Raw genomic sequence first — 11,981 nt, forward strand, 5'->3', positions numbered from 1 at the left:
GGAATCAGCGGGAATGAAGGCGGGGGCGGGCATGGGCGTAGCGCTCCTGGCATGGGTCGGGGGACGGCCTCCGCCAGGAAAGGGGTCGGTCTGCAGTCGACCTTATAGAGCTAAGAAAGGGCTGTGAAAGTCTTTGTGGTTCTAAGCTAATTATGTAATTTCATTATCTAACGTGTTTTGAAATATCAGTAATGAGTATTTAATGCGGGCATCCTGAGCGTAATCGAGAGTTCTCCCATGAGCAGCAAAAGACAGATAAAACTGGGCGCAGTGCCGATGGGCGTGGGCGGGCCAGGGCGCCATAATCTTTGGCACGACCCCGAAGTGCCGGCTGATGCCAGTGTCAGTGTCGAGTGGTTCATCGACCTGGCGCAGCAGGCCGAGGCCGCGCTGTTCGACCTGATCTTCATCGTCGACAGCCAGTTCATCACGCCGGATTCGCCGCCCCATTACCTCAACCGCCTGGAACCGCTGACGCTGCTCTCTGCCCTGGCGGTGACCACCCGCCACATCGGCCTGGTCGGTACCCTGACCACCTCCTACAACGAGCCTTTCAACGTGGCGCGCCGGCTGGCCTCGCTGGACTTGATCAGCAAGGGGCGGGCGGGATGGAACGTGGTCACCAGCGGCGATGCCGGCACCGCCGGCAACTACGGGCGCGACGAGCATTACGACTACGACACCCGTTACGGGCGTGCGCTGGAGCATGTCGAAGTGGTGCAGAAACTCTGGCGCTCCTACGAGGACGATGCGCTGGTGCGCAACCGCGATACCGGGCAATTCCTCGACCGCAGCAAGTTGCATGCGCTGCATCACAAGGGCGAGCACTTCTCGGTGGTCGGCCCGCTGAACATCCAGCGCTCGCCGCAAGGGCAGCCGGTGATCTTCCAGGCGGGCGACTCGCCCCAGGGGCGCGACCTGGGCGCCAGCGTGGCCGACGTGGTGTTCACCCATGCACCGAGCGTGGAGAAGGGCCAGGCCTTCTACCGCGATATCAAGGCGCGCGCCCAACGCCTGGGGCGCGATGCCGATGACATCATCATCCTGCCCGGCGCACAGATCTACATCGGTGACACCGACGCCGAGGCGCGTGAGATCGAGCGTCACTATCATGCCGTTGACCATAGTTTCGAGCAGGCCCTGGCCGAATATGGGCGCAGTTTCGGCTGGCACGACTTCCGCCAGTACGACCTCGACGCGCCGTTCCCGGTCGAGGCGCTCGAACATGCTCGCAGCAGTTTCTATACTGCCGCCAAGGCAGCCACCGACCAGGCCGTCGCCAAAGGCTGGACGCTGCGCCAGGCGGTGGCGGCCGGCCTGCAGCTAAGGCCCAATGCCTTCGTCGGGTCGGCCGAGACGGTCGCCAACGAGATGATTCGCTGGTTCGAGGCGCGGGCACTGGATGGCTTCAACCTCTACATCGGCCACCCGGAGCAATTCCGGCGCTTCACCAGGGAAGTGCTGCCGATTCTGCAGGAGCGTGGGGTTTATCGCCGCGCGTACGAGGGCAGCACCTTGCGCGAGAGCCTGGGGCTGGAGATTCCGCGCAATCACCGGCCTGAACGTGGCTGACTAGCCGTATCGTGCGGCATCGAAACAACCCGGATCCTCATCCAGAAACTTCTTCATTCTGCGCCACAGTGTGGTGGTGCTGATGCCCAGGTGCTCGGCGGCGCTTTGCCGGTTGCCGCCCGCCCTGACCAGTGCCGCGAACAGAATGTCACGCTCGCTGGCCGGTTTCATGGCCGGCTCGCCGTTCACGGCTGGGGTTGTCGGAGAGAGATCGTCGAGGGCGTCGTCCAGCCAGCCCGGTATCAGCGCGCTGCATTGGCTCATCACGCTCAGGCGCTCGACGATGTTGCCGAGTTGGCGAACGTTGCCCGGCCAGTGGTGATCGCAGAGTCTGGCGAGCAGGGTTGGCGTGTGCTCCAGCAGCTCGCTGGCGTTGCCTTTGAGAAGATGGCGCACCAGCGCGGGAACATCCTCTCGGCGTTCGCGCAGGGGCGGCAGCCTGAGTCTCAGCACGCAGATGCGGTAATAGAAGTCCTCGCGGAACAGGCCTTGGGCGACCAGCGCCGGCAAGGACTTGTTGCTTGCCGTGATGATGCGGATGTCTACCGGCGTAACCTTGTCGTCGCCCATACGGATGACTTTGCGTTCCTGCAGGGTACGCAGCAGTTTCAACTGAATATCTGCCGAGGTTTCGCTGATTTCGTCGAGAAACAGCGTGCCGGTGTGGGCCAGTTCGAAGACCCCGGCCCGACCCTCGCTCGAGGCACCGGTGAAAGCGCCCTTTACGTAACCGAACAGCTCGCTTTCCAGGACGCCAGGCGCAAAAGCAGCGCAGTTGATCGCCACGAAGGGGCCGGCACGGCGTTGCGACGCATTGTGGATGCTCTGCGCGAAAAGCTCCTTGCCGGTGCCTGTTTCACCTTCGATCATCAGGGTGCTATCCACGCCGGCGTAGGTGGCGGCCAGGCTCTTGGCCCTTTGCAAGGCCGCGCTGCCACCGATGATGTCATCGAAACTGTTGTCTGCCGTATGTTGCCCGGCCAGGGCGCGACGCATCTTATGTTCGATCGCCTTGATATCCGTCTGCTTCTGCAGGGTGGCAACGGCGCCAATGGTCTGCCCCTCGAGGACGATGGGCGCAATGCTTAGGGTGAGCGACAGGCGGCCTATATCGATCAACGCCCCGCGCACCGGCTTACCGTGGCGTAGCGCCTGGGTGACGTAGTTATGCATCGGCAGCTCGGTGATGGCATCTCCGCAACTGACGGTACTCAGGTAGGTCTTGGCGACGTTATTCATGCGCGTCACCACCCCTATGGCATCGACGCTGAATATGCCTTCGGACACACAATCGAGGATCGACTGGATCATCTCGTATCGGTGTTGCAACTCCTGTCGCTGCTGTTTTCTTTGCTCCTGCACCTGCAAAAGATGCAGGGCTTCGTCGATTGCTTCGGATGCGGCATCGCTATCGGTATCCGACATCACATAGTGCATGCCGCGCGATTTGACCGGCTCCTCGAGTGACAGGCCGCCTATCGCGACTTCTATGCCCTGATCCTGCAGGCCATCAAGGATCGACTCGGTGTTTTGCACGCTACTCAGCGGGTCTATGAAACAGATCGATGCGTCGGGCACGAACGGGCGGGATTTTTCCAGAATCCTGGCGTAACCCTCTGATGTCGCTAGGAAAATTATCTTGGAGGACAGGCGTTTAGCCTTCTCATAAGCATTGATGCAGTCGAAGAAGGTGTGCCTGACCTCCACGACTGGTACGCGAAAGTGTTCGCGAAGCATGTGTGCGGTCTTGCCCCGACTGATCAGCACCTCAGCACCTTCGGCTATTAGTTGCCCGGCGATCCTGATCGCTTCGGTCTGTGCCGCCTGCACGACGGGTAGGGAAAGCTGGCGCGCTTGCAGAATGCTGTCGATCGTCCGCGTCATGGTGGTGGAGGGGGTGATCACGGCAATTGCACTGGTAGGAATCCGCTGCTCAGCTGGATTGGCGTCGCCTTTCATTTTCTTCTCTTCTATTTCATTTTTATTGGATGAGGTGAAATTAACTGAAATTGTAAATTAATTGCTGTGTTGTTTGCGATCAAGGCCGAGTTGAAACGGAATTTCTTTAATTTATTGATATATAAGACGATTTTATTGAGGTTGTTTCGTCGGCGTAGGTCGTGGCACATGCCTTGCTCTGCCTCCAGAAAAATAAATCCAATAAGAGGCAACGCGTTCATGGACTTGATCTTCATCGGTTTTGGCGAAGCCGCCTTTCACCTGGCCACCGGCCTGGGTGCGCAAGGTGACATACGCATGGGCGCATACGACGCCTATCGAGACGACCCCAAAGCAGGCCCATTGATTCGGCAACGCGCCGAGCAAACGCAGGTGACCCTGTTCGACTCCCTGGAAGCGGCATGCCGTGAGGGCCGCTTCATTGTCTGCCTGACCAGCGCCAGCAGTGCCCTTGCCCTGGCCGAACGCATCATGCCGTTGCTACGGGCCGGCCAGCACTACATCGACATGAACTCGGCAGCACCCACCGTCAAGCAGGCCATCGCGTGCTTGCCGCGGGCTGCTGAGGTGGGCTTCTGCGACGTTGCGGTAATGGGTACCGTGCCGGGCAACGCCCACCGGGTACCGATGCTGCTGGCCGGTAGCGCTGCGCAGGCATTCGAGCAGGCATTCAGCCCCCGTGGCATGCGCCTGACCGTACTGGACGCGGATCCCGGCTCGGCATCGGCCATCAAAATGCTCAAGAGCGTCGTCATGAAAGGCCTACCCCAGTTGCTCCTGGAGTCCTTCCAGGCGGCCGAGCGATTCGGCGTGCTGGATACCCTGGTCGACTCACTGGCGGACTCGCTCGATGGCAAGACGGTCGAGCAGCTCGCCAACACCTTCACCGCACGCACGCTGATCCATGCGAAGCGCCGAGCTGCCGAATTGGATGACGTGGTTTCCACACTCGAAGCGGCTGGCGTCGATGCCAGCATGTCGATCGCTACCAGGGCACAGTTGGAAAAGCTTGCAGACCAGGACTGGTCAAGCAAGCTCGGCCCGGGCGGCAGTGACATGAACTACCGCGACGCCATCGCGCATCTCATCCGCCAGCCCTGAGGACTTCGCCATGAATACCGAACACTATCTTTCCCTACCCGATGCCATTCCTCAGGAAATCCTTGAGCGCTTTCGCAAGCTCAGCCCCGCACAGCTGTGCGATGGCATGCAGAGCCTGGGTATTGCCCGCAATGGTTGCATGGACAGCGACCTGATGCCGCTCGATGAAAGCAAGGTCATGCTCGGCACCGCCTATACGGTGGATACCGAAGACGGCGACAATTTCCCCATCCACGTGGCCATCTACCAGGGGCAGCCGGGTTACGTACTGGTGGTGGCGGGCAAAGGCTATCGCGGTCGTGCCTACATCGGTGATCTGATGGCTGGCGCTGCCCAGGCGGTGGGCCTCAACGGCCTGGTGATCGACGGCTGTGTACGCGACAAGGTGCCACTGGCCGAGTTGGACATTCCGATCTATGCCAAGGGTTTCATGCAGCGCAGCCCGGCCAAGCAGGGGCCTGGCAAGATCAATGTGCCTGTGCATTGCGCTGGCATCGAGGTCGCCCCGGGCGACCTGGTCTTCGGCGATTACGACGGCGTCACGGTGGTTCCCCGTGCCCGCCTGCTGGACGTTCTGGAGGCTTCCGAAAAGAAGGATGCCTACGAGGCCAAGCGCCGCGAGGTGATCGAGCAGTATGCCCGTCATCGAGCTAGTGGCGAGCCATTGCCTGAGCTCGCGCCAGCCTGGGTAACTGAACTGCTAGCCGGGCGCTGATGCCCTCTGGGGAGCCCCGGAGGCTCCCTGATACACCGTTTCCGCACTATAAAAATAAAATTGGGAGATGTCCGGATGCTTACCGCTCTCGGCTACTTGTTGATCGTTTCGTTCCTGATCCTCGTCATCAAGCAAAAGCTTTCACCGTTCACCGGCCTGATCGTCGTTTCGCTGATCGTCGGTGCCCTGGCCTGCATGGCCACTGGTGTGCCGTTCGACACTCTGGTGACCTGGGTGAGGGAAGGGCTGTTCTACACCACCAATGAACAGGGCAAGGTCTCGTTGGGGACCGTCAACCCGACGGTGATGATCCTCTTTGCGATCCTCTACTTCAGCCTGATGATGAACGTCGGCTTGTTCGACCCGCTGTGCACCTACCTGATCCGCAAGGCCAACGGCGATCCGTTGAAGATCATCCTGGTCACGGCGTTCACGTCCTCGGTGGTCACGCTCGACGGTGACGGCACCACCACCATCCTGATCATCACCAGTGCCTTTCTGCCGTTGTACAAGCAGATGGGCATGAAACTGTCGAACCTGGCGATGCTCATCATCCTGCCGTGCGGATTGGGCAACTGCTTGCCCTGGGGCGGGCCACTGGCACGCGCGGCGGCGGTGCTCAACGTGGAGGTGAACACATTGTTCGTGGCGATTCTGCCGATTCTCGGCGTGTCGTTCATCTACGTGTTCTTCATGGCCTACCTGATGGGACGCAAGGAGCGCGCGCGGCTGGGCTACATTCCTGGCGAGAGGGCGATCGTTACCCCGCAGCAGATCGACGACATGGTCACGGTGATCGAAGAGAACGATCGCGAGTTCAAGCGCCCGAAACTGTTCCTGTTCAACCTGGCCCTGACCATCGGCATGCTGGTCATCCTCCTGGCGGGCTGGGCGAGCGGGGCAATCGTCTTCATGCTCGGCACCGCCATCGCCCTGGCGGTGAACTACAGTGCCACCGAACAGCGTGACCGCATCACCGCCAACGGGGGCGATGCCATCGCGGTGGCGTCGATCATCATGGCGGCAGGCTGCTTTCTCGGCGTGTTCAACGGCAGCGGCATGGCGGCGGCGGTCGCCGAAAGCATCGCCGGCCTGATTCCCGAGTCGATGGGCAGCCATACCGCGCTGATGTTCGCCTTCCTTGGCGCCATTGCCTGTTATGCATTGCCGGTGGATGCCTACTACTTCGGCATCCTGCCCGTGGTTGCTCCCATCGCATACCAGTTCGGCATCACCCCGACCGAAATCGGCGTGGCCTCGTTCATGGGGCAGGCACTGCGTTATGCCAGCCCAACGGTGGCGTGGCTGTTCCTGCTGATGAACCGTACCGAGATGACGTTCGGCCAGTACCAGAAGGAGTTCTTCAAATGGTCGCTGCCGCTGTTCGGTATCTTCATCGTCACGGCGATCCTGACCGGTGAGTTGCCGGTGGGTTGAGCACCCGCTGGGCGTTGGTGCGTCGGCGGGGGCAGGCTCAAGCCGCCACGCCGGCCGACAGACGCCCCGGTATGGCCGCGATCAGCTCGCGGGTGTAAGCGCTGACCGGCTGGTCGAATACCTGGCTCACGGGGCCTTGCTCGACCACCTGGCCGTTGCGCAGCACCAGCACCTGATCGGCCACGTTGGCCACCACGGCCAGGTCGTGGGACACCAGCACATAGGCGATGCCCAACGCTTGCTGCAGTTCGAGCAGCAGATCGAGAATCTGCGCCTGCACCGAAACGTCCAGCGCCGAGACCGGTTCGTCGAGCAGCAGCAGATCCGGCTTGAGGGCCAGGGCACGTGCGATGGCAACGCGCTGGCGCTGGCCGCCGGACAGCTCGCGGGGCAGGCGATCCAGGTAGCTGAGGGGGAGATGCACGCGGCTGATCAGCTCCCGCGCGGCCTGTTCCAATGCCGGCCCCTTGAGCAGCCCGAACGACACCAGCGGTTCGACGATGCTGTCGAAGATGGTGAAGCGTGGATCGAGGGCGGCGAACGGGTTCTGCTGCACCAGCTGGATGCGCTGGCGCAGTGGGCGGAATTCGCGCCAGCTGAGATCGGTCACGTCGCGTTGCTCGAACTGCACGCGACCCTGGCTGGGTTTTTCCAGGCCGAGGGCGATGCGCAGGGCGGTGCTTTTGCCCGAACCGGACTCACCGACGATGGCCAGCGTCTGCCCGGGATAAACGTCGAAGCTGAGGTTCTGCAGGGCGGTGAAGGTGCTGCTCTCACCCTTGACCCGTGGCAGGTCGAAGGTCTTGCCGATGCCCTGCAGGCTAAGGATCGGCGCCTGGGCGGTGTGTTGGGGCGAGCGCGGTTTGCGCCGATTGGCGAACGCCGGTGCGGCCGCCAGCAGCGCGCGGGTGTAGTCGTGCTGCGGCGCATCGAGGATCTGCCGGGGCGGGCCCTGTTCGACCAACTCGCCGTGTTTCATCACCAGGATGCGATCGGCACGGTCGGTGGCCACGCCCAGATCATGGGTGATGATCAGCAGGGAAATGCCCCGCTCGGCGACCAGGCGTTGCAGGTGATCGAGAATCCTGCGCTGCACCGTCACGTCCAGGGCGCTGGTCGGCTCGTCGGCGATGATCAGCCGCGGGTTGCCAGCCAGGGCGATGGCGATCAGCACGCGCTGGCGCATGCCGCCGGACAGCTCGTGGGGATATTGGCGGGCGCGCAGCAGCGGTTTGTCCAGGCCGACCTGTTCCAGCAGCTCGATCACGTCGGCATCGACGCTGGGGTAGCGGCGACCGTGAGCGAGAATCAGCGCTTCGGCGATCTGCTGGCCGATACGCAACGTCGGGTTGAGGCTGACCATCGGGTCCTGGGGCACCAGGCCGATGGTGCGCCCGCGCAGCGCGCGTTTCTGCTTCTCGCTGGCGCCGCTCAACTCGACACCGTCGACCCGCAACTGGCCGTAGGGCAGGGCGTTGTCGGGCAGCAGGCCAAGAATGGCGTTGGCCAAGGTCGACTTGCCGGAGCCGGATTCACCGACGATGGCCACCGTTTCGCCCTGGCTGATCTGGACGGAAACGCCCCGCACGGCCTCGGTGATCTGCCCGGCGAAGCGGTAGGTGACGCAGAGCTGGCGGATGTCGATCAAGGGGCTGCTCATCGCGGGTTTTCCTCCAGGGTACGGGCGATATGGTTGAGGCTGAACACCACGGCGACCACGAACAAACCTGGCAGCAGTGACACCCACGGCGCGGTGATCAGGAAGTGCCGGCCGTTGGCGATCAGCGTGCCCCATTCGGCAGCCGGTGGCGCCGCGCCGAAACCGAGAAACGACAGGCCGGCGGTGGCCAGAATCGCCGCGCCGAAATCCAGGGTGGCGAGCACCGCCACCGGGCCCCAGGCATTGGGCAGAATGTGCCGAAGCAGGGTGCGGCCCCAGCTGGCGCCGCCCAGGCGGGCCGCTTCCACGTAAGGCAGGGTTTTCACGCGCAGCACTTCGGCGCGGGTGGTTCGGGCGAAGCCGGGAATGATGCCGACGCCTACGGCGATGGCCACCGGGAGGGTGCCAAAGCCGATGGCGGTGACGATGGCCAGGGCCAGCAGCAGGCCGGGCAAGGCCAACAGTACGTCGACGAAGCGCATGATCACGGCATCGGTACGCCCACCGGCGAACCCGGACAGCACACCCAGGCCGAGCCCGCCGACCAGGGCGATGCCCACGGCCAGCAGTGCGGCCTGCACCGACAGGCTGGAGCCGTAGACCACGCGGGTGTAGAGGTCGCGGCCCAATTCGTCGGTGCCGAACCAGTGCACCAGATTCGGTGCGGTGAGCTTGTCCGCAGGCGACGTGGCGTAGGGATCGAAACTGCTCAGCAGCCCCGGCAGCAGAGCCGCGACAAGGGCGAACAGCACGATCAGCAGGGCCAGGCTGAAGCCGGGACGGCGCAACAGCGGCAGCAATGCGGTGGCCGCGCGCTGCAGGCGGCTGCGGCGCCGCCAGCCCAGCGACACCGTTGCAGGCGAGTGGGACAGCGAGGCGATGCGGCTTTCGGCGTTCATGGTCAGGACACCTTTGGCGTGTGGGCGATGCGTGGATCGAGGTAGGGGTAGAGCAGATCGACGATCAGGTTGACCAGCACGAAGGCGGCCGCAGACACCGCGACGATGGCCAGTACCACGGGAATGTCCTGGCGCAGCACCGCTTCCTGGGCGAGGCGGCCGACGCCGTTGCGGGCAAAGATGGTTTCCACCAGCACCGCGCCGGACACCGTATTGCCCACTTGCAGGCCGATCAGCGTGAGGATCGGCAGCGCGGCGTTCTTGAAACCGTGGCGCGCCTGCACCTGCCAGCGGCTGAGGCCCTTGGCGTAGGCCGTGGCGATATAGGGTTCCTGCCACACGCCCTGGAAACCGCGCTGCAGCACCTGGGCGTATACCGCGGCGCTGGGAATCGCCAGGGTCACGGCCGGCAGGATCAGGCTGTCGAAGCCGCGGCTGCCGGTGGCCGGAAACCAGCCAAGGCTGAAGGCGAATACCTGGATAAGCAACAGGCCCATCCAGAACACCGGCACCGAAAAGCCCAGCGACGGCAGACGGGCCAGCGCCACCTTCAGCGGTTGCCAGCGCACGTAAGCGGTCAGGTAGGCCAGGCCAATGCCGCCGATCATCGACAGCACGATAGCCAGGCCCGCCAGCGACAACGTCTGCGGCAGACGCTCGACGAGCAGCTGGTTTACCGGGCGGTTGAGCGACAGCGATTGCCCAAAGTCGCCCTGCACAGCGTTCCACAGCAAGCTGAAGTACTGCTCGAAGATGCCCTTGTCGAGGCCGTAGTAAGCCTGCGCTCTGGCCAGGTCCGCGGGTGACAGCGAATCGACTTCCATGCCCGAGGCGCTGAGCATGATCGCCAGGGTGTCGCCCGGTAGCAGATAGAGGATGAAGTAGGTGATGCTGTAGGCGCCCCAGAGCACCAGCAGTGCCTGGCCGACGCGGCCGATCAGGTAGCGGCTCATGGTTCATCCACCCCGATATCGCTTAACAGCGCGAAGCCTTCGGCGGTCCAGCGAAAGTTCTTCACCCGCGGCGCGGTGGCGGCCTGCCAGACGCGCTCGTAGATCGGAAACGCGGAGGCTTCGTCGACCAGCAGATCCTGTAATTGCCCGTAGGCCTTGGCGCGCTGCTCGGCCTGGGTGGCGGTGATGCCGGCATCGAACAGCGCCTTGGCCCGTTCCAGGGTTGGCGGCTCGTAGAGGTTGGTGGCCAGAGTCGAGCTGTTGGCGGTGCGCGGATCGAGAATGGTCTGCAGGATGATCGGGTCGGCGCGGGTCATGTAGGTTGAAGTCAGGTCATAGTTGCCCTGGGCGTTGGCCGTGACCCATTCGGCGCGGGTCACCACGGCGAGCTTCAGCTCGATGCCGAGCTTGCGCAGTTGATCCTGCACCAGCACGTCGCCGGCGGTTTCCGCACCCTGGATGTTGTAGCTCAGGCTCAGGCGCTTGCCGTCCTTGCTGCGATAACCATCGGCGCCCTTGCTCCAGCCCGCTTCGTCGAGCAGCCTCTCGGCGCCCTGCGGGTCATAGGCCAGCTTGGCGCTCTGGTCCTTGAAGAATGGCGTGGTCAGGTCATAGACGCTGCGTACCACCGGAAACTCGGCGTTGTACACGGTGCTGGCGTAGGTCTTGCGGTCGATGCCTTTCTGCAGCGCCAGGCGCACGCGCTTGTCTTCCAGCACGCGGCCGTTGCGGGTGTTGGGGAACAGATTCAGCGACGGCCCCGGCAGCGCCCGGCTCTGGATGGTCGCGCCCTTGGACTGGAAGAGTTTCAGGTCCACTTCCGAGAACGGATTGCGCGGCCACAGGATGTCGGCCTCGCCCTGCAGGAACAGGCCATTGCGCACGCTTTCCTCGGGTATGTAGCTGATCTCCACGGCATCGAGATGGGCTTCACCCTTGTTACTGACGTTGGCCGACGGCCAGGCGTAACCGCTGCGTTTGACCAGCCTGGCGCCGACTTCCGGGGTGTAGTGTTCGAGCACGAACGGGCCACTGCCGATGATCTTGCCCAGCGAGCGCTCCTTTGGCGTCAGTGCGTAGGACGCTGGTGCGAGAATCGCCAGGTTGGTGGTCGAGGTGGCCTGCAGAAAACCGGCGTTCGGTCGCGACAGCACCAGTTTGACGGTGAAGTCGTCGACCACTTCGGCGTGATCGAAACCGGCCAGGTAGGTGGCGCCAAAGGTCGCTGGCAGTTCGCTGGCCAAGGCCTTGTTGCTGTCGAACGCGGTCTTCACGGCCTTGGCGTCGAAGCGCTCGCCATTGCTGAAGGTGATGTCATCGCGCAGCTGGAAGGTGTAGGTCAGGGCGTCGTCGCTGATCGTCCAGCTTTTCGCCAGCCAGGGAATGATCTCGCCGCTGTCGGGATCCTGATCGGTCAGGCTTTCGGCGACATTGCGCAGCAAAACGCGGTGCTCCAGCCAGTAGACCTGGAAGGGATCGACGCTGACCAGCGTGGTGTTGTCGCCGAAGAAGGCGATGCTCAGGGTTTTGCTAGTGGCTTGCTGGTCTGACGGCGAGCAGCCGATCAGCGCGGCGGCGAGGGCACAGGAGGCCAGCAGGCGGGTCGCGAGGCGGGTCTTGTTCATCGGCGTGTTCCAGGGTGGCGATGTGAGAGAGGCATGTGAGAAGTCCTCGGAAAAGGCTGC

9 protein-coding genes are annotated in these 11,981 nt (G+C 63.0%); 4 read left to right on the forward strand and 5 right to left on the reverse strand.

Going from position 1 to position 11,981, the window contains the following annotated elements:
* The first annotated feature begins 237 nt into the window (after positions 1-237).
* Positions 238-1,572 carry an LLM class flavin-dependent oxidoreductase gene (locus BVH06_RS02345; RefSeq protein WP_075931492.1) on the forward strand — a complete coding sequence of 445 codons (1,335 nt, stop codon included), beginning with the start codon at positions 238-240 and terminating at the stop codon, positions 1,570-1,572.
* Here the strand turns inward: BVH06_RS02345 and BVH06_RS02350 are convergent, their stop codons facing one another.
* Complete coding sequence (locus BVH06_RS02350; RefSeq protein WP_075933043.1) at positions 1,573-3,531, reverse strand: sigma 54-interacting transcriptional regulator; 1,959 nt, start codon at positions 3,529-3,531, stop codon at positions 1,573-1,575. It lies immediately after the preceding gene.
* A gap of 219 nt (positions 3,532-3,750) precedes the next feature.
* Here BVH06_RS02350 and BVH06_RS02355 point away from each other — a divergent pair, with 219 nt between their 5' ends.
* The 3 genes from BVH06_RS02355 to BVH06_RS02365 all read left to right on the forward strand — a co-directional run bounded on the left by BVH06_RS02355 (position 3,751) and on the right by BVH06_RS02365 (position 6,784).
* Positions 3,751-4,632, forward strand: a complete 882-nt coding sequence (locus BVH06_RS02355; RefSeq protein WP_075933044.1) for a DUF1932 domain-containing protein — start codon at positions 3,751-3,753, stop codon at positions 4,630-4,632.
* A 10-nt stretch (positions 4,633-4,642) separates the two neighbouring features.
* Entirely contained in the window at positions 4,643-5,347 is a 705-nt protein-coding gene (locus tag BVH06_RS02360; RefSeq protein WP_075931489.1) for an RraA family protein, read from the forward strand.
* Positions 5,348-5,422: 75 nt separating this feature from the next.
* A complete protein-coding gene (locus BVH06_RS02365; RefSeq protein WP_075931488.1) occupies positions 5,423-6,784 on the forward strand; it encodes a CitMHS family transporter in 1,362 nt (453 codons plus the stop codon).
* 37 nt (positions 6,785-6,821) lie between these two features.
* Here BVH06_RS02365 and BVH06_RS02370 read toward each other — a convergent pair whose 3' ends face one another.
* From BVH06_RS02370 to BVH06_RS02385, 4 genes are read right to left on the reverse strand one after another with little or no spacing between them, the layout of a single operon-like run.
* A complete protein-coding gene (locus BVH06_RS02370; protein ID WP_075933045.1) occupies positions 6,822-8,444 on the reverse strand; it encodes an ABC transporter ATP-binding protein in 1,623 nt (540 codons plus the stop codon).
* Positions 8,441-9,343 (reverse strand): ABC transporter permease, encoded by a 903-nt coding sequence (locus BVH06_RS02375; RefSeq protein WP_075933046.1) that lies wholly within the window; start codon positions 9,341-9,343, stop codon positions 8,441-8,443. The genes BVH06_RS02370 and BVH06_RS02375 overlap by 4 nt, the downstream gene beginning before the upstream one ends.
* A 2-nt stretch (positions 9,344-9,345) precedes the next feature.
* On the reverse strand, positions 9,346-10,296 hold the full coding sequence (locus BVH06_RS02380; RefSeq protein WP_075933047.1) for an ABC transporter permease: 951 nt from the start codon (positions 10,294-10,296) through the stop codon (positions 9,346-9,348).
* Complete coding sequence (locus BVH06_RS02385) at positions 10,293-11,921, reverse strand: ABC transporter substrate-binding protein (protein ID WP_075933048.1); 1,629 nt, start codon at positions 11,919-11,921, stop codon at positions 10,293-10,295. Before BVH06_RS02385 ends, BVH06_RS02380 begins: the two co-directional genes overlap by 4 nt.
* Positions 11,922-11,981: the final 60 nt, after the last annotated feature.

The sequence above is a fragment of the Pseudomonas sp. PA27(2017) genome (assembly GCF_001945445.1).
GTDB lineage: Bacteria > Pseudomonadota > Gammaproteobacteria > Pseudomonadales > Pseudomonadaceae > Aquipseudomonas.

Bases quoted from the DNA above. Each gene is read 5' to 3' on its own strand.
- BVH06_RS02345 (WP_075931492.1), top strand. From the start codon at position 238: ATGAGCAGCAAAAGACAGATAAAACTGGGCGCAGTGCCGATGGGCGTG.
- BVH06_RS02350 (WP_075933043.1), bottom strand. From the start codon at position 3,531: ATGAAAGGCGACGCCAATCCAGCTGAGCAGCGGATTCCTACCAGTGCA.
- BVH06_RS02355 (WP_075933044.1), top strand. From the start codon at position 3,751: ATGGACTTGATCTTCATCGGTTTTGGCGAAGCCGCCTTTCACCTGGCC.
- BVH06_RS02360 (WP_075931489.1), top strand. From the start codon at position 4,643: ATGAATACCGAACACTATCTTTCCCTACCCGATGCCATTCCTCAGGAA.
- BVH06_RS02365 (WP_075931488.1), top strand. From the start codon at position 5,423: ATGCTTACCGCTCTCGGCTACTTGTTGATCGTTTCGTTCCTGATCCTC.
- BVH06_RS02370 (WP_075933045.1), bottom strand. From the start codon at position 8,444: ATGAGCAGCCCCTTGATCGACATCCGCCAGCTCTGCGTCACCTACCGC.
- BVH06_RS02375 (WP_075933046.1), bottom strand. From the start codon at position 9,343: ATGAACGCCGAAAGCCGCATCGCCTCGCTGTCCCACTCGCCTGCAACG.
- BVH06_RS02380 (WP_075933047.1), bottom strand. From the start codon at position 10,296: ATGAGCCGCTACCTGATCGGCCGCGTCGGCCAGGCACTGCTGGTGCTC.
- BVH06_RS02385 (WP_075933048.1), bottom strand. From the start codon at position 11,921: ATGAACAAGACCCGCCTCGCGACCCGCCTGCTGGCCTCCTGTGCCCTC.